The sequence below is a fragment of the Shewanella sp. KX20019 genome (assembly GCF_016757755.1).
Taxonomy (GTDB): Bacteria; Pseudomonadota; Gammaproteobacteria; order Enterobacterales; family Shewanellaceae; genus Shewanella.
Genome location: NZ_CP068437.1, coordinates 2,322,049 through 2,339,728, shown reverse-complemented (window position 1 = coordinate 2,339,728; position 17,680 = coordinate 2,322,049). Strand labels below are relative to the sequence as shown.

The window sequence follows — 17,680 nt, the reverse complement described above, 5'->3', positions numbered from 1 at the left end:
ACCTACTCATCGTCCGATATGCTTATTGACACTTTAGATTGCGCTTGGCATAACGCAAGTTGAGCACCCACTTTGCGGGCTATTTCTCGATAGATACTAGTAACCTGACATTCGCTATCAGCGATAACGGTTGGTGTGCCTTTATCGACATCTTCACGAATGTTTAGCTGCAATGGCAATTGTCCCAATAATGGCACATTGTACCTAGTTGCCATTTTTTCGCCGCCATCAGCGCCAAAAGGATGATCTTTATGGCCGCACTCAGGGCATAAATGGAAACTCATGTTTTCCACAATACCCAGCACTGGTATGTTCACCTTTTGGAACATGTTAACGCCTTTCTTAGCGTCTGCCAGTGCAATGTCTTGCGGTGTGGTCACAATCACTGCGCCACTTACCGGTACTTTTTGCGATAGTGTTAGCTGAATGTCACCGGTTCCAGGTGGCATATCAATGACCATGTAATCCAGTTCAGGCCACTCGGTCTCGGTCAGCAGTTGCACCAATGCACCCGCTGCCATAGGACCACGCCATACAGCTGCTTGATCTCCATCGAGCATAAAGCCTATCGATTGAGCAGCGATACCATGCGCTGTTGCCGCTGTCATTATCTTCCCATCAGGAGATACAGGTTTAAAATGTTCAACACCTAACATCATTGGAATTGATGGGCCATAGATGTCGGCATCTAAAATACCCACACGGGCACCTTCAGCCGCCAGTGCTAGCGCAAGGTTAACCGCAGTGGTTGACTTACCAACACCGCCTTTTCCTGAGGCAACCGCTATAATTTGGCGTATATTTGGCAGAGGTTCTACCGCGCTAATCGCTGACACAGTATCCGGCTGAAAGTCGATTTCACACTCTACTTCATCAATTGCATCCAATACCGCTAACTCTTTTGTTACCGCCATGACGATATCTTGATATTGCGTTTGACACGGGTATGAATAACAAAGGCCCAGTTGCAGACGTTTGCCTTCAATTGCTAGCTTGGTCACCATGCCTGCACTTAAAAAACTTTTGTTTAAATATGGATCTTGGAACGCATCAAGAATGGCTAAAACAGGAACGAGAAGATCATCACTGAGATGATAATTTGGGTGAGATGAAGACAAAATGTAGACCCCCTAAATATGATTTGCGCAATTGTACCAGAATTTCATGCAAACATTAGTCTAGATTTACCACAGTTACGCTAGGTTTTGATGAAACTCAGCATTGGATCGGTTAGTATCTATTCCATTGTATTTAGGTTCCCAGCGATTTCGAGAAAAGATGGCAAATTCACAACGTAAAATCTTAGTCACTAGTGCACTCCCATACGCAAATGGTCCCATTCATTTAGGGCATATGCTGGAGTACATTCAAACCGATATTTGGTCACGTTTTCAAAAATTACGTGGACATGAATGTCATTATATCTGTGCGGACGATGCTCACGGCACGCCAATTATGCTTAAAGCACAGCAGATGGGGATTGCACCAGAAGAGATGATTGCTCAAGTTCAAAAAGAGCATGAAAAAGATTTTGCTGATTTCAACATCCAATTTGATAACTTTCATAGTACCCACAGCGAAGAAAACCGCGAGCTTGCCAGTGAAATTTATCTCAAATTACGTGATGCGGGTTATATAAAAACCAAGACAATTTCTCAGTTATACGACCCTGAAAAGTCAATGTTCTTGCCTGACCGTTTTGTTAAAGGCACCTGCCCAAAATGTAAGAGTGAAGACCAGTACGGCGATAACTGTGACAATTGCGGTGCAACCTACAGCACTACCGACCTAATCAACCCGTACTCGGCCGTATCAGGCGCGACGCCAGTGATGAAGGATAGTGAGCATTTCTTTTTCGACCTGCCGGCATTCTCAGACATGTTGAAAGAGTGGATCAACTCAGGCTCTTTGCAGCAAGAGATGGCAAATAAGCTAAGTGAATGGTTTGAGCAAGGTCTGCAGCAATGGGATATCTCACGAGACTCACCTTACTTCGGTTTTGAAATCCCAGATGCACCAGGTAAATTTTTCTATGTTTGGTTAGATGCACCAATCGGTTACATGGGGTCATTTAAAAACTTATGTGACCAGCGTGACGATTTGAACTTTGACGATTTTTGGAGTAAGGATTCTACCGCTGAGGTATATCACTTCATTGGTAAAGATATCGTTTACTTCCACAGTCTATTTTGGCCTGCCATGCTTGAAGGCGCGGGTCTGCGTAAACCTACGAGCGTTTATGCCCATGGTTATGTCACCGTAAACGGTGCCAAGATGTCAAAATCTAAAGGAACATTTATTAAGGCACGTACGTACCTTGATAATCTAGATCCTGAATATCTTCGTTACTATTATGCCGCAAAACTTAGCAGCAGAATTGATGACTTAGATCTGAACTTAGAAGATTTTGCTCAACGTGTTAACTCTGATCTTGTTGGTAAGCTGGTTAACTTGGCATCTCGTACAGCAGGCTTTATCAGTAAGCGCTTTGATGGCAAATTGGCTAAAGTTGCTGATAGTAGTTTGACTGAGAGTTTCTTAGCAAAACAGGAGACGATTGCCAATTTTTACGAGACCCGTGAATTTGGTAAAGCGATGCGTGAGATCATGGCGCTAGCGGACGTTGCTAATGCCTACGTAGCAGATGCTGCACCTTGGCAGTTGATTAAAGATGAAGCGAAGCAAGATGAAGCTCATCAAGTATGCAGCAACGCACTAAACTTGTTCCGTATTCTTGTGACCTATCTTAAACCTGTATTACCAAAGCTTGCGGCGGACGTCGAAGCTTTCCTACAGATAGAGCTAACGTGGAATAATTTGGACGTAGATCTCGCTGGTCATGAAATTGCTAAGTTTAAAGCCTTAATGCAGCGTATAGAGATGAAGAGTATCGAAGCTATCATCGCAGCGTCTACTGAGAACCTACAAGTAACAGCCGCCGAAGCGCCTAAAGTTGAAGAGGTGAAAACGGAACTTGAGAAAGAACCGTTAGCCGCAGAGATCAGTTTTGATGATTTTGCTAAGATTGATCTGCGTATTGCACTTATTTCAAAAGCTGAACATATTGAAAAAGCCAACAAGCTGCTTCGCTTAGAACTTGACTTAGGTGGCGAGACCAAGCAAGTTTTCGCTGGCATAAAGTCAGCTTATGCTCCAGAAGATTTGGTTGGCAAGCACACAGTAATGGTTGCTAACCTCGCACCACGTACAATGAAATTCGGTGAATCTGAAGGTATGGTACTTGCGGCAGGCCCAGGTGGAAAAGATATCTGGATCCTTGAGCCACATGCAGGCGCTAAACCGGGTATGCGAGTGATGTAAAGCTCACTTTGCATAAAAGAGCCGCTGTTAAACCAGCGGCTTTTTTGTATCCGTTTTTTCTCAGTACTAAACTGGGTTACTGATATCAATAAAATGGTGACTTAAGCCAAATTTATCAGCTAAGTGCTTGCCCAATGCTTGAATGCCGTATAACTCAGTAGCATGGTGACCAGCTCCGTAATACTGAATATCTTGCTCCATTGCACAATGATATGTCCGCTCAGATGCTTCACCACTGATAAATGCATCAATGCCTAGAGAAGCTGCAATATCAATGTAATCCTGCGCGCCACCGGTACACCACGCTATAGTCTCAACTAAACCGGTCTCATCACCCAAGTGCAAGCACTCGCGGGATAGCGTGTGCGATATCGCACTGGTTAACTCTTTGGCTTGCACTGGTACGCTGAGCTCACCACGCCATATTAGGCCTTGTGCGACCCCTTCAATCACCCGCGCATTGTCAATACCGAGTACCTTGCCCAGCTGTGCGTTGTTACCCACATCAATATGCGCATCTAACGGCAAGTGATAACCAAAGAGATTGATGTCATTTACCAATAAGGCTTTGATCCGCCTTTGCTTCATGCCAGTGATAACTTCTGCTTCACTTTTCCAAAAGAAACCATGATGCACAATAATTGCATCGGCATTCAACGCTATCGCTTCATCAATCAATGCTTGGCAAGCGGTCACGCCTGTGACAATGGTTTTAATCTCTTGCTTGCCTTCAACCTGCAGTCCGTTAGGAGCGTAATCTTTAAAATTGGCTATCTGTAGGTATTGTGCCAAATACTGGCTTAATTCGGTCCGTGTCATCAACTCACCTAGAAAAATATTTCCGCATTCCCTATTCTCGCTTTTTATCTATAAACAAGCCAATACAAGTTCAATTCAGAAACACACTATACCCAATAGTAAGCATGCCCATGTTGTAACTGCCATATCCCAAATTTAGGCAAACTTGACTCACTTAATGACCATAAAATGTCTAAAACATCATATAAATGAAGCCATTTGTGGTGAAAATTGGACTTTTTGGTGCATTAAACGATAAAATCACTTCAAACCTTCATGTAAACACAAAAACAAACAGGTTATTATTATGTCAAAACTGACCAAAGAAGAGGTTATCAGCACACTTGAAGCCAAACTTGCAAAGCAAGAAGGCCAAGCTGTTAAAATTGAACAGAAAGGTAGCTGGTACAAAATCGATGGTGGTAAATCATTGAGATTCAGTGATTTAGAAGCAATGCTAGCTGAAAGCGGTAGCGAAAGTGCACCAGTAGAAGCTAAAGCCGAGAAAAAAGCAGCTGTGAAACCTGCAGCAAAAAAAGCCGCTCCAAAAAAGGCAACCAAAGTAGCTGCTAAAAATGGTGGCAAAACACCTAAAGAGCTTTGGCGTGACAAGTTAGCAGGTAAAGGGCAACTTCCTCGCGGCTTTTAAGTCGACATAAGTAAGTAACTTGAGCTTTATCGCTCAATTCCTTACTTAGCTTTAACAAGCATAAAAACGCCGTCACTTAATAAGTAACGGCGTTTTTTTAATTTTATACAGCATCACTCTAGCCATCGCACCTTCACTCTCTTAAAAATAGATCCTTACAAATAGAACCACTTTTTAGAATGGTTACAATAGAATTATGGTTGGTTAAAATTTTTTAAAACGATATTATAGAGCCGCTAAAAACTTTTCATATCGCTAGTGCTATCTCAATTCGATGTTAAGTCAACTAAACTATCAAGTCTTTACGGCAGTAATCAAAGCCGAATTTAAATTGACCCGAGTACCACATTTCAATTATTACCAGCGAACCAGCATGAAAAATTCAAAGAGGCAGTATTGAAGAACACGTCCAACAATAAAGTACCACACACCAACCTAACAGGGATCCCCAACTTAGCGTTACTCATCCCCATGCTCGCCGCGATTGTAGCCATTACGCCATTAGCCATCGATATGTACCTGCCAGCAATGGCTACTTTAGCCAGCAGTTTTGATACCGGGATAACCTTAGTTCAACAATCCCTTAGTCTATATTTAGCCGGATACGCTTTGGGAATGCTCAGCTTCGGTCCACTTGCAGATCGATATGGTCGCCGTAAAATGGTTATTATTGGTCTCTCTGGCTTTATGCTTACCAGCTTTGCACTGGCATTTGTTCAGTCAATCGAAGCCTTTTTGACATTACGATTCTTTCAAGCCTTTATCGGCGCTGCTGCGACGGTAGTTGTACCTGGTTATATTAAAGAGATTTACGGACAAAATACCGCTAAAGGGATGTCCTATGTGAGCCTCATTATGATGCTTGCTCCACTTATTGCGCCCAGTATCGGAAGCTTAATTTTGGAGCTTGGCGAGTGGCATTTAATCTTCTTTATTCTCGCTTTTTATGCGCTAGCATTACTTTTTCTCGTCTGTTTTAAACTGAATATGCCGAGTGACAGTGATACGAGCAGCCGCAGTGATAAGTCTTTTTTAGGTTCCTATGGCACTGTATTAACGAGATCAGGTGTAAAGCTAAACATCGCCTGCGGCGTACTCACCTCGTTTGCTTTTTTCTGTTATTTAACGGCGTCACCGTTTGTCTATATGGAGGTGTTTGGCCTCGATAAATCACTATTTGCCATTTTGTTTAGTACCAATGTCGGAGCACTTATGCTCGCAAATGTGATTAATAGTAAGGTCGTGGGTCGTTATGGTTCGAAGAGAATGCTACGCGTATCGACCATCTTCGGTATGATCTCTGCTAGTGGCTTATTACTGGTCAACTTATTCGACTTAAACTTCATATTTACCGTTGTTATGTTACTGCCCTTAATGGCTTGCCTTGGTGTGATGTCTGTTAATGCTGATGCGATTGTATTGATGAAATTCCAACAGGAAACAGGTACGGCCACTGCAGTAATAGGAACACTTAGATTTGGATTTGGTGCACTTGCAGGACCTCTACTCGCACTGTTCTACACAGGGACGGCTGTGCCCTTCTCTGCATTAATGTTAGCCGCAGTCTTCCTTGTAGGCTTATGCCAGCTTTTTAGTAAACATGAGTTAAGCCAATAAGCTTAAAAATGCAACAAAGCTAACAGTGTTGAAATCAGCCTGCTTAGCTCGTTTCCCATTTATAGCAGCTCTACCTGAAGATGCTTGTTTCAATGAGCATTTAATCGGATTGAATCAAGGTCAGTTATTGCTCCTGCTTAACTGACATTCACACCATACTAGGGGCTTGCTTCGATAACAATGGACGGACGCTCCCATAGTAAAATCAATAACACAGAGTAATGCCCCCTCTTTAGTCACTTGTAACCCCAGCCCGAGCCAAGTTGTTTTTCTGCTAGAGATATTGAAAATTCTTCATTTAGAACAATTTTTTTGCATTCATCCCTTGTAATCATTTGGGTTTTTTATATGATGAAGCTGACTCCATATGGAGTATGAGCCGAACAGGTATTACTGTGACAAGTCTATCTCTGTTGAGAGGTATCGGCGAAACGAGAGCAAGGATCACCATCCAAGCTTAATTATTAGAGCGATTACCGTCGCTGTAGTGAGATACTGCATACCGTAGCGGTAACTTAAAAAGGAATTATTATGGAGAAGCTATCAGGCGCCAGTATGGTCGTCCGTTCTCTTATCGACGAAGGCGTTAAACATATTTTTGGCTATCCAGGTGGATCAGTTTTAGATATTTATGACGCTCTGCACGAAAAATCCAATATTGAACATATTTTAGTGCGACATGAACAAGCAGCCGTGCACATGGCTGACGGTTATGCCCGCGCGACAGGTGATGTCGGCGTTGTCCTCGTCACCTCCGGGCCAGGTGCTACCAATACCATTACTGGTATTGCTACTGCATACATGGACTCAATCCCTTTAGTGGTTATTTCTGGCCAAGTTCATAGTAACCTTATCGGTAATGATGCATTCCAAGAATGCGACATGATCGGTATTTCAAGGCCTGTTGTTAAGCATAGTTTTTTAGTCACTGACCCACGAGACATTCCCGCAATCATCAAGAAAGCCTTTTTCATTGCCGCAAGTGGTCGCCCAGGCCCTGTAGTCGTCGATGTGCCTAAAGATTGTATGAACCCTGAAATTTTGCATGACTATCAATATCCTGAAGATATTGCCATGCGTTCATATAACCCAACTACATCCGGACATAAAGGGCAGGTTCGCAGAGGATTACAAGCGCTCTTAGCTGCTAAAAAGCCTGTTTTATATGTGGGTGGCGGCGCCGTAATATCAGGCTGTGACAGCCAAATTCTCGCACTGTCTGAAAAACTTGGGATCCCTGTCGTTAGCACATTGATGGGACTCGGCGCATTTCCGGGCACCCACCCTAATAGCGTAGGTATGCTCGGTATGCATGGCTGCTATGAAGCAAACATGACCATGCATAACAGCGATCTTATCTTCGGGATCGGAGTTCGCTTTGATGACCGAACCACTAATAACGTCGAAAAATATTGCCCTAATGCCACTATTTTGCACATTGATATCGACCCCTCTTCAATCTCAAAAACGATTAAAGTTGATATCCCTATTGTGGGCTCTGCAGAGAAAGTATTGGATGAAATGCTCAAGCAAATTGACGCCAATGACTACGGCATTAGCGATCCAACGGCCAATGACCATTGGTGGAGCGATATTGCCAAATGGTGTGGCCGCAAGAGTTTAGAGTACCAAAAATCAGATGAAAGGATTAAGCCTCAGCAAGTGATCGAAGTGGTCCATAGACTGACTAACGGTGATGCTTATGTCGCATCCGATGTAGGTCAGCATCAGATGTTTGCGGCGCTGTACTACCCGTTTAATAAACCTCGTCGTTGGATTAACTCTGGTGGTTTGGGCACCATGGGCTTTGGTCTACCTGCTGCAATGGGCGTTAAGCTTGCAAAACCTGATGAAACCGTTATTTGTGTTACGGGTGATGGCTCTATTCAGATGAATATTCAGGAGTTATCAACGGCACTGCAATATGATATTCCCGTTAAAATTATCAACCTAAACAATCACTTTTTAGGCATGGTTAAGCAATGGCAAGACATGATCTATGCGGGGCGTCATTCGCAGTCTTATATGGATTCAGTGCCCGACTTTGCTAAAATTGCCGAAGCGTATGGCCATGTAGGCATGACAATAAGCGATCCAGCTCAATTAGAAGCAGGTTTAGAGAAAGCATTTGCGATGAAAGACAAGTTAGTGTTTGTCGACATCCACGTTGATGAGACTGAACACGTATATCCAATGTTGATCCGTGGTGGTGCGATGAATGAAATGTGGTTGAGCAAAACGGAGAAAAGCTAATGCGTCGGATTATATGTGTATTACTTGAAAACCAACCTGGTGCACTCTCTCGTGTTGTCGGATTATTCTCTCAGCGCGGTTATAACATTGAAACCTTAACCGTAGCACCAACAGAAGATAAAACTCTGTCTCGTTTAACCATTGCAGTTAAAGCCGATGAAGCGGTGCTTGAGCAAATAGAGAAGCAGCTACATAAGCTTATCGATGTACTCAAAGTGTCAAATATCACTGAATCAGCGCACATTGAAAGAGAAGTGGCGCTGATAAAAGTAAAAGCTCAAGGTGAGTACAGGGAGGAGGTAAAAAGGCTGGCCGATATTTTCCGCGGACAAATTGTCGATGTAACTCAAAGCCTGTATACAGTGCAACTGATTGGTACCAGTGACAAACTGGACGCCTGTATTTCAGCCTTAGCTGATGTCACTAAAGTGATAGAGATTTCACGCTCTGGTGTGGTGGGTCTAGCGCGCGGTGAAAAATCAATGCGAGCATAAGATTTAAGGCAGGATTGCTATCGTCTCTAGCTGAAACGATCAATATCAGAAACTAAAAAAGGGAGTCTTTCGACTCCCTTTTCAATGCTTATTTAATCAATATATCAGCCAGGGAAGCTATTATTTAATTAGCATCTAATATTCTTGAACTGCCTATCTCTATTTTTCGAGGCTTTAGGGCTTCTGGGATCTCTCTTTTAAGATCAACGTTAAGTAAGCCATTTTCTAGATCTGCGCCGATAACAGTGACGTAGTCAGCCAGTTGGAAGGTGCGTTCAAAACCACGTTCAGCAATACCTTGATATAGATATTTGCGTTCTTCGCTCTGCTCCGCTTTAGTCCCTTTTACCAGTAGCTTATCGCCTTCACTAGTGATCTCAAGCTCATCCATCGTAAAACCAGCAACTGCCATCGTAATGCGGTAACGATGTTCGTTAATGAGTTCAATATTATAAGGCGGGTAACCGGAATTGCCTTTGTTCGACGCGGCATGTTCGGCAAGTTGTGCTAAACGGTCAAATCCAATGGCACTGCGATAAAGTGGAGTTAGGTCGTAATTTCTCATGGGTATATCCTTGTATTAAGCAATATATAAAGTATGTAGCCGACATATGTCGCGCTGTGTTGACTAGCACCTACCCCGAAGGCGTAAAAGCTAGCAATGGTTTAGAGACCTCGTTGAGCGACTCTACAAATAGATATGAGGACGTCAAATTAGTTTTCAAGTCTCATTTTTCATTTTTTAGTAAAAATAAAGATAAAATAGTACGTTGCATGACAAATAAAAACAGCCTCTAAATAGAGGCTGTTTTTGATTCTAGAGCTGTTAATAAGTCAACGTGATTAACGGTTAAAGATTATTGATTGTCTTCAGGTTTAATAATTGGATCATCAATATTGAAATCAGCTGGCGCGATAAAGGTCAAGCCTGTTGGGATTTCAACCAATTTCTTTCCTTCTGTAGTTAACGCTTCTACATATTCAATCATTGATTCGTTATCAATAAAACCAGAAAGAACAACCTCAGATTGTTTCTTAGTATCAAAAATTTCATAACCATCTTTACCACCAGCAATGTAGGCGTTAGTCGCTATCTTGTAGGTAGTATCATCTTCAATAGCAGTACAGCTTCCCACAGCAACACCATCAGGACAAACATTCAAACTTTCTATTTGTTCACCAACGCTTGCCAAACCATTAAATGTAAATTCAATATTGGCAAATGTAGGGAAAGATCCTGAAGACGTCGTTAATGAGTAATTAATAGTGTCTTCAAGCAACAGAGTAATATCAGCACCGCTTAATTCAACGATGGCGAGTTCATTATTGAAGTACAGTAGTGAACCGACCACATAACCAGCCGTCAAACCTTCTGGTCCTGCAACAATGCTATTACGTACACCACCAGTATTGGTGATGGCCATATCCACACCATAGCCTTGCTTGTTTAATTTCCACACCATCGACGCAGCGACTTGCGCGCCCGCTTCAGAACCTGTAACCGGTAACGATGCACCTTTACGCGCTACGCCGGGTTGGCGAACGTGATCTAACATACCACTATCAGTAGGATCATTAGCGTCGAACACTTGGCCAATGACTTTACCTTCAAACTCTTCAATCAAAGGTTTGTAATCAATATCAATAATATTACGCAGTAAGGCGTCTTCTTCTGTAAACGCGATATTGTTTTGCTCATTCACAAATGCTTCAGTAGATGCTTGATCGGCTTCAGTTAGTACTACTCTATTGTCACCGTCATACTTATGCTGAAAATCATTATCAATAAGCAGGGTGTTATTACCTTCACAAGCCGTTATTTCACCATTTTCGAAACTAACATCAACTTGACCTACGGCTTGAGCAACATCGCCAGCTTGCACAATACACGTTTTAGTTGTGCCATTCGGGTTAGTAAACATTTCAGCGTAACCAGCAGTCGCAGAACCGTTACCATTACCGATATTTGTAAAGTCACCTAGTAGAGTATGAGAGTGACCACCAACGATAACGTCAACACCGTTTACGTTTGAAGCGATTAAAATATCACGGTCTAAACCAATATGGCTCACCATAATGACTTTATCAACACCAAGATCTTTCAATGTATCAACGGTAGCTTGAGCCGTTTCAATCTCGTTATTGAAAACAAGATCCTCACCTGGAGATGAAATAGTTTCCATATCTTCTAAAACTAAGCCGAAAATACCCACTTGCTCGCCATTAAACTCTTTGACCATGTAAGGCATGATATTAGTAACATCACCCATTTGAGAATCAGCAGAAGTGTCGAGGTTTGCAGCCAAAATAGGGAAGTTAACTTTATTGGCGAATTCGATTAATGGTTCATTACCCAAATCAAATTCATGGTTACCAATAGCCATTGCATCAAGTCCCATTTCACGTAATAAAGTGGCATTACCAGCACCTTTTAATACGTTGAAATATAAAGACCCTTGAAAAGCATCACCGCCATGTAAAGCTAGAAATGGTTTATCAGCATCATCTGCTGCTGCGCGAGCTGTTTTTAACGCTGTCGCGACACGTGGATAGCCTCCAGCAGAAGTACGAACAGCAAAATCAGCTGAATTTACTTGAGCGGTAAAATCGAATGATGTTGGATCAAAGCTAGAATGCGTATCGTTAATATGCGCAATTGTTAAGTCAAATTTATTTACAGATGAAGTGTCATCATTGTCACTGCCACATGCTGTTAACGCAGTTACAACAGCAGTTGCTACTAGCCCTTTGATTAAAGTCTTTTTCATTACAATCAACCCCTTGATTATTTTTATGTTTTTACAACATTTTATTTAGTTCGGCAGAAACAACCCTATTTTGCCGTAAATCATCTTAGCAAAGATTATGCTTTATTTGTGTCACACATATTACATAAGATGATCTAAACACCTATTTGCAAAGTGTTTTATTCCAAAAGATGTACGAGAAACAGAACAAGGGGTAGATGTAATTTTGAAAGTGAAGATGTTACAAATAATCACGGCATAAAGTGAACAAACTAAAACAATGCATTTCATGAGCTTATGCTTTTTGACTTAGTACTTAATATTGTCTTTAAACAAGAACAAGCATTGCAATAAGTTGCAATGCCAAATCGTTCAAAAAACACGCTATTAGACTATTCTAATCTTAGTTAAGGACTTTTTGCAGCCACTTTGAGATATCACGCAGCTGTTCAGGTAGCACATTGTGGCCCATGTCATAAGTTTGCCACTGATTATCATAGCCCTGTAGTTTAAGAAGTTCGAATGCCATTAACCCAGCACTTAACGCAACGACCTCATCCTGAACGCCATGTTGCTGTAGTATAGGGGTAGATATATTCACACTCGCAAGATCATTTGGCAATTTATCAGCCGTAGGTAGATAGCACGACAACGCCATTATTCCAGCCAACTTGTGCTGTAACCTTAAACCGGTAAAAAGACTCATTACCCCGCCCTGACTAAAACCTGCTAACACAATGTTGCTTGGATCAATCCCCAAGGCTATTTGTTCATTAATAAGAGCCTTGATTTGAACTTCACTGTCTAAAACACCCTGCATATCTGCGCGGTCATGTAAGTCCATGCTTTTGATGTCATACCATGAACGCATGATATAACCGCCGTTGATGGTGACAGCTTGTTCTGGTGCGTGGGGAAAGATAAATCGAATAGTATGCCCACTTGGGAGCCCTAATGCTGGTACGACAGGGGCAAAACCAGCACCTGAATCGCCCAAGCCATGAAGCCAAATAACACAGGCTGTGGCCTTTGTGCTCGGTTCTACGATTATTCTCTCTAACGGCTTATCTAACATGACTTTCCTATTGCGTGGCAATGGCTGATTAACTGGTTGTAATAATATCAGTAGCGGAGCAGTCATACACATATTTAATAGAAAGGTTTTAACGACTAAATGCGCTTTAATGCTGGACGTTCTCCAACTAGGCTATGACTATTGCAAACAGATAATATGGGAAGCAAACATAATGGGCTTACTGCATAACGGTCAATGGGTCGATAAATGGTATCCAACAAAAGAAACAGCGGGTGAATTTAGTCGCTCAGAATCTACTTTTAGAGATTGGATTACCCAAGATGGGCAGCCTAGACAAGCCGGCAAGCGTGGTTTCAAGGCTGAAAAAAATCGTTATCATCTGTACGTATCGCTAGCTTGTCCGTGGGCGCACCGAACATTAATCTACCTACAATTGAAAAGCCTACAACACATTATTGGCGTAACAGTCGTTGAGCCCCACATGCTCTCCAATGGTTGGGAGTTTTCTGGTGCCAAACAAAGCGAAATAGCACGTCATATTGATGGTGGGCAACAAGATACGCTAAACGCTGCTAATTTTCTCTATCAAATCTATCAAAAAGCCGATGCTAATTATAATGGTCGAGTGACAGTGCCTGTATTATGGGACACCCATACAAACACTATTGTCAGTAATGAATCAGCTGAAATAATTCGTATGCTTAACAGTGAATTTGATCATTTAATTGATAACAGCAGTGATTTTTATCCTCTACAACTGCGGACTCAAATCGATGAACTCAATGAATGGATATATAACAGCATTAATAATGGCGTCTACAAAGCAGGTTTTGCCACCAGCCAAGCCGCCTATCATGATGCTTACGAGCAACTCTTTGCAGCGCTCGACAAATTAGAACAACAGCTTTCAACCAAGCGCTATCTCACTGGTACCGTCTTCACAGAAGCTGACATTCGTCTGTTTACGACCTTAATTCGTTTCGATGCCGTCTATGTAGGACACTTTAAAACCAATAAAAAACGGATCGAGGACTATCCGAACCTGTCAGGTTATGTGAAAGAGATCTACCAAATGAAAGGTGTGGCGCAGACGGTTAATTTTGAACATATTAAACAGCATTACTATTTCAGTCATGACATGATTAACCCAACAAGGGTTGTTCCCAATGGGCCTGCACTTGATTTTAACCAACCCCATGGTCGACACAACATGACTTGACGACCCAAGCTAGGCTATTGGCTTAATCGGTGTGTTTCAAGAGAGTTAGCCAATCCCTAGCTCAGTTTTAATCGTTTGTAGCTGTTCATTACTGTCCAGTTTAAGGCTCCAACGAACTGCACCAGCATCGGCAACCATCATTAGCGCATCTTGGTGAAATTTAATATCTTCCACCATTCCATAGAGCTGACACTGGTTATTGAGTTTGACTTGAACTTCAAATGGACTCAGTACCATTTTGCCATTGCTTAATTCTATGACCATCTTTCGTCTCTAAAAGTATTGATACCAAGCTACATAAATATTTGATCATTCTTACTGGTCACAACCGCTGATAACTACGTTATGAGTTTTGTAATTAGAATAACTAGTTACCAGCAACTCATGCCTTGTTCTAAGCGGTTTTTCCTGCGTAATGTTATCAACACTTACTTATCCAGATTGGTATGACTCATTAACCAAAAAAGCCCAAACAAGGTTGGGCTTTTTGTTGCCGATAACTCAGCTTAGTGGTGGTGACCGCCTTTACCATGAGCATGCCCATGTGCAATCTCTTCCGCTGTTGCATCACGAACATCAGCCACTTCAAGATCAAAGGTTAATTCACGACCAGCTAGGGGATGGTTAACATCCACTGTTGCCATAAACTTACCCATTTTGATGATAGTTACCTGGCGTTGACCGTCATCTGTATTGATCAAAGCACGCATACCGGCTTTCCATACTTTTGCGCCTTGTAGATGCTTAACTGAAACACGCTGCTCAGCATCATCATTACGCTCACCGTAAGTTTCGCTGGCAGGCAGTGTGACTGAAAAGGTTGCACCAGCTTCTTTACCCAACAGCGCCTTTTCAACACCAGGCATCATATTGTTGTGACCATGAAGATAAGCAATTGGGTCTAGACCTTCATTGCTCTCTAAAACTTCGCCCTGCTCATCACGTAGTGTGTAGTTAAATTGCACTACAGAATCATCTTTAATACTCATGGTATTCCTTAACTCAAATTTTGTTGCGTGAGCTTAACAAAACTCTTTCAAAGCCACTAGTGTTATCTCTGGTTACGATTTTGCACCTGGTACTATCGTTAAATGCTCTATTTGCTGTAACACCTCATGGTTCGACAACGCCAGTTGGCAAACGCCAGAACCAATTTTATGCTTCGCAGAACAGTCAACGCTCCATTGACGTAGCAGATAACCAGCTAGTGATGCCCTACAATTTAAGGTAAGGCGTTTATTCACCATTTGATAGTCAAGTTCTATCGCCTCTGGGTGCGCCAGTGATGGATGTGGGATTAACTCAAGCTGCACTTCTTGCTGCCAATACTTGTCATTAGCGCACGTCTCCAAATACTTAACACTGGCATCAGACAACGTTGTATTTTTAATTCGAGTGACCACAAAATCAGTAAACACTTGATTGGCTCTATCAAAAGCCCGCACATGCCAACGCTGACCGTTATTGACTAAAGCATGAGGTACTATCTCTCGTGACTTTTTCCCCGATGACACCGACACGTATTCAATAGCAAGCGCCAGTTTACCTTGTATGGCTCGCATTAGCGCTGCAATAGTCTCAGTATCCGGATGGATAAGCCCAATGGCATCGATACACACACCACTTGGCTTAATAGGGTGAGACAAACCATCACCAAACCCTTTGGCAAGCCCATGCAATATCGCTTCGGGTTCATGGGTAAATAGCGCTTTAAACTCGGGTAAACGATGATAGCACTTAGTTTGATGGACCAAGCGCATATTAGTTGGCGCAAGGGTTCTATAGCTTTGAAAATCACGAGTGGCAGCGGCAAGACCTGTGGCAAACTTACTGATTAAATCTTGACGAGATACTTGGCCAAAATACTGTAAGCTAAAATCGATAAAAGCTAAACGTTGACGCTGTGCGTGAGAAAGATTGTCCATAGTAATAAGCCATTCCAGTCGTTCACTTTATTGATGAAATTTAATCTAATTCATCAATAAAAAAGATGCAATCTTTTTGATTGCATCTTCATCATTTAAAATCTTATGAGTCATAAACGGGTTACTTACTTTACCCCTAGAGCCTTAAAGGTTGCTTCGCTAGGGTAACCATCGGCGACCAAGCCATTATCTTTCTGGAATGCTTGCAGGCCCTTTAAAGACTTTGAGCCTAAAATTCCATCAGGTTTACCCACATCAAAGCCTAAAGTATTTAATTGATTTTGTAACTCTTTCACTCGTGCTCTACTTAAACTCGGCATCTTAGGCGGTTTAACATTGAGCCCTGCTGCACCGTTGATTCTATCTGCAAGGTGTCCAACAGCGATGGCGTAGAAAGTAGAACGATTCCATTTCATGATCACATTGAAGTTGTCATAACCTAAAAAGGCGGGGCCGGTATGCCCTGAAGGCAGATAAAGCGCTGCGGTCATATCGGGGGTGCTAAGCGCTCGACCATTTGTTTGTGCCAGTCCAAGTTCAGCCCACTTCGTCAATGGCTGCGCTTCCGCTCTGCCAAGATAAGCGTAGGAAAAACTAGCAGGCAATGTGACTTCTCGCCCCCAGCGCTCATCTCTTTTCCAGCCTAAGTTTTGTAAAAAATGTGCGGCTGATGAAAGCGCGTCGTCTGTACTGTTCCAAAGGTCTGCCTTGCCATCGCCATCACCATCGACTGCATATTTAGCATAAGCAGACGGCATAAACTGAGTATGCCCCATGGCACCAGCCCATGATCCGACCATTTTCTTCTCATCAAAGCCATACTGCTCTTTAAGCTTTAATGCTTGCATTAGTTCTGTCGTAAAGTATTTACTTCGACGAGGATCGCAAGCTAATGTCGCCAGCGAATTGAGCACCGACATCTTACCTTTATAGGAACCGAAATTAGTTTCAAGCCCCCAAAAGGCGAGCAAATACTGCGGTGGAACACCGTACTCTTTCGCTAATTTTTGCAGTAGTTCCTTGTGTTCTTTGTATAGCTTTCGCCCTTGCTGAACACGCCAATCCGTGACTCGTTTAGTGAAATAGCTTTCAAACGAAGAGCTAAACTCTGGCTGTTTATTGTCCAGTTCAATAACGCGAGGTACATACCTTACATTGGCAAGTGTGGTATCAATGGTTTGCTGCGATAAACCTTCAGATTTAGCCTTTTCCTGAAGATTTGCAACACAAATTCCCCAGTCAGGAGAGGCGACCGAAGCAATAGCACTGGAACTTGTTAATATGAGCGTTGCTGCCAGGGGGATTGATTTAAACAATTGAAGACTCCCAAAAATGAATGACACTAACGTATTACTTTGATGTGTTGAGATTAAGCTTACCTTAAACAGCTTAGCTGAATGATGATCTTTAATTCATAAACCCGCTTAGTTCTGCCTATCTACAGCGATACTAACTAAACTAGATCCTGCAGCATTAATATAGACTAAATCAATGTGCTTATTGCAGTTATCTTCACTTCAAAGTTTAACCGCTTAAATTACGCACGCTCGGGAATAAATAGTGCTGCTAACCGCGCTAGAAACATCACCAAAATCCATTAAATAACTTGCTAAAAGTACAA

General features: G+C 42.3%; 15 protein-coding genes. 6 read left to right on the top strand and 9 right to left on the bottom strand.

Annotated elements, in window-relative coordinates:
- Positions 1–2: 2 nt before the first annotated feature.
- Positions 3–1,118: an iron-sulfur cluster carrier protein ApbC gene (gene apbC / locus JK628_RS10280; RefSeq protein WP_202289374.1), complete on the bottom strand. Its 1,116-nt coding sequence runs from the start codon at positions 1,116–1,118 to the stop codon at positions 3–5.
- A 160-nt stretch (positions 1,119–1,278) separates the two neighbouring features.
- Here apbC and metG point away from each other — a divergent pair, with 160 nt between their 5' ends.
- Positions 1,279–3,321, top strand: a complete 2,043-nt coding sequence (metG, locus tag JK628_RS10275) for a methionine--tRNA ligase (protein WP_202289373.1) — start codon at positions 1,279–1,281, stop codon at positions 3,319–3,321.
- 66 nt (positions 3,322–3,387) lie between these two features.
- Here the strand turns inward: metG and JK628_RS10270 are convergent, their stop codons facing one another.
- Positions 3,388–4,140, bottom strand: coding sequence for a Nif3-like dinuclear metal center hexameric protein (locus JK628_RS10270; RefSeq protein WP_202289372.1), 753 nt, complete (start codon positions 4,138–4,140; stop codon positions 3,388–3,390).
- A 286-nt stretch (positions 4,141–4,426) separates the two neighbouring features.
- Between JK628_RS10270 and JK628_RS10265 the strand changes: the two genes are divergently transcribed.
- The 4 genes from JK628_RS10265 to ilvN all read left to right on the top strand — a co-directional run bounded on the left by JK628_RS10265 (position 4,427) and on the right by ilvN (position 9,132).
- A complete protein-coding gene (locus JK628_RS10265) occupies positions 4,427–4,768 on the top strand; it encodes a hypothetical protein (RefSeq protein WP_202289371.1) in 342 nt (113 codons plus the stop codon).
- A gap of 396 nt (positions 4,769–5,164) precedes the next feature.
- Positions 5,165–6,385 (top strand): multidrug effflux MFS transporter, encoded by a 1,221-nt coding sequence (locus JK628_RS10260; protein WP_237524185.1) that lies wholly within the window; start codon positions 5,165–5,167, stop codon positions 6,383–6,385.
- A 531-nt stretch (positions 6,386–6,916) separates the two neighbouring features.
- Positions 6,917–8,638: an acetolactate synthase 3 large subunit gene (locus tag JK628_RS10255; RefSeq protein ID WP_202289370.1), complete on the top strand. Its 1,722-nt coding sequence runs from the start codon at positions 6,917–6,919 to the stop codon at positions 8,636–8,638.
- Positions 8,638–9,132, top strand: coding sequence for an acetolactate synthase small subunit (gene ilvN / locus JK628_RS10250; protein WP_202289369.1), 495 nt, complete (start codon positions 8,638–8,640; stop codon positions 9,130–9,132). Before JK628_RS10255 ends, ilvN begins: the two co-directional genes overlap by 1 nt.
- A gap of 124 nt (positions 9,133–9,256) precedes the next feature.
- Here ilvN and JK628_RS10245 read toward each other — a convergent pair whose 3' ends face one another.
- The 3 genes from JK628_RS10245 to JK628_RS10235 all read right to left on the bottom strand — a co-directional run bounded on the left by JK628_RS10245 (position 9,257) and on the right by JK628_RS10235 (position 12,954).
- The gene (locus JK628_RS10245) at positions 9,257–9,697 is read right to left on the bottom strand and encodes an Hsp20 family protein (RefSeq protein WP_202289368.1); all 441 of its coding nucleotides are present in this window, start codon (positions 9,695–9,697) and stop codon (positions 9,257–9,259) included.
- Positions 9,698–9,989: 292 nt separating this feature from the next.
- Entirely contained in the window at positions 9,990–11,900 is a 1,911-nt protein-coding gene (locus JK628_RS10240) for a bifunctional metallophosphatase/5'-nucleotidase (RefSeq protein WP_202289367.1), read from the bottom strand.
- A gap of 382 nt (positions 11,901–12,282) precedes the next feature.
- Positions 12,283–12,954, bottom strand: coding sequence for an alpha/beta hydrolase (locus tag JK628_RS10235; RefSeq protein WP_202289366.1), 672 nt, complete (start codon positions 12,952–12,954; stop codon positions 12,283–12,285).
- Positions 12,955–13,126: 172 nt separating this feature from the next.
- Between JK628_RS10235 and JK628_RS10230 the strand changes: the two genes are divergently transcribed.
- Entirely contained in the window at positions 13,127–14,134 is a 1,008-nt protein-coding gene (locus JK628_RS10230; RefSeq protein ID WP_202289778.1) for a glutathione S-transferase family protein, read from the top strand.
- Between the two features lie 45 nt (positions 14,135–14,179).
- On the opposite strand, the gene JK628_RS10225 is transcribed toward JK628_RS10230, so the two are convergent.
- The 4 genes from JK628_RS10225 to JK628_RS10210 form a co-directional block, all read right to left on the bottom strand.
- On the bottom strand, positions 14,180–14,398 hold the full coding sequence (locus tag JK628_RS10225) for a DUF3389 family protein (protein ID WP_202289365.1): 219 nt from the start codon (positions 14,396–14,398) through the stop codon (positions 14,180–14,182).
- A 242-nt stretch (positions 14,399–14,640) separates the two neighbouring features.
- Positions 14,641–15,123: an FKBP-type peptidyl-prolyl cis-trans isomerase gene (locus tag JK628_RS10220; RefSeq protein ID WP_202289364.1), complete on the bottom strand. Its 483-nt coding sequence runs from the start codon at positions 15,121–15,123 to the stop codon at positions 14,641–14,643.
- A gap of 72 nt (positions 15,124–15,195) precedes the next feature.
- On the bottom strand, positions 15,196–16,059 hold the full coding sequence (locus tag JK628_RS10215) for a WYL domain-containing protein (protein WP_202289363.1): 864 nt from the start codon (positions 16,057–16,059) through the stop codon (positions 15,196–15,198).
- A gap of 125 nt (positions 16,060–16,184) precedes the next feature.
- Positions 16,185–17,375, bottom strand: a complete 1,191-nt coding sequence (locus JK628_RS10210) for a lytic murein transglycosylase (RefSeq protein ID WP_202289362.1) — start codon at positions 17,373–17,375, stop codon at positions 16,185–16,187.
- Positions 17,376–17,680 lie beyond the last annotated feature (305 nt).

Coding starts and splice junctions, on each gene's coding strand:
- JK628_RS10240 (WP_202289367.1), bottom strand. CDS start 11,900: ATGAAAAAGACTTTAATCAAAGGGCTAGTAGCAACTGCTGTTGTAACT.
- JK628_RS10245 (WP_202289368.1), bottom strand. CDS start 9,697: ATGAGAAATTACGACCTAACTCCACTTTATCGCAGTGCCATTGGATTT.
- JK628_RS10255 (WP_202289370.1), top strand. CDS start 6,917: ATGGAGAAGCTATCAGGCGCCAGTATGGTCGTCCGTTCTCTTATCGAC.
- JK628_RS10265 (WP_202289371.1), top strand. CDS start 4,427: ATGTCAAAACTGACCAAAGAAGAGGTTATCAGCACACTTGAAGCCAAA.
- JK628_RS10220 (WP_202289364.1), bottom strand. CDS start 15,123: ATGAGTATTAAAGATGATTCTGTAGTGCAATTTAACTACACACTACGT.
- ilvN (WP_202289369.1), top strand. CDS start 8,638: ATGCGTCGGATTATATGTGTATTACTTGAAAACCAACCTGGTGCACTC.
- metG (WP_202289373.1), top strand. CDS start 1,279: ATGGCAAATTCACAACGTAAAATCTTAGTCACTAGTGCACTCCCATAC.
- JK628_RS10225 (WP_202289365.1), bottom strand. CDS start 14,398: ATGGTCATAGAATTAAGCAATGGCAAAATGGTACTGAGTCCATTTGAA.
- JK628_RS10230 (WP_202289778.1), top strand. CDS start 13,127: ATGGGCTTACTGCATAACGGTCAATGGGTCGATAAATGGTATCCAACA.
- JK628_RS10215 (WP_202289363.1), bottom strand. CDS start 16,059: ATGGACAATCTTTCTCACGCACAGCGTCAACGTTTAGCTTTTATCGAT.
- JK628_RS10270 (WP_202289372.1), bottom strand. CDS start 4,140: ATGACACGGACCGAATTAAGCCAGTATTTGGCACAATACCTACAGATA.
- JK628_RS10235 (WP_202289366.1), bottom strand. CDS start 12,954: ATGTTAGATAAGCCGTTAGAGAGAATAATCGTAGAACCGAGCACAAAG.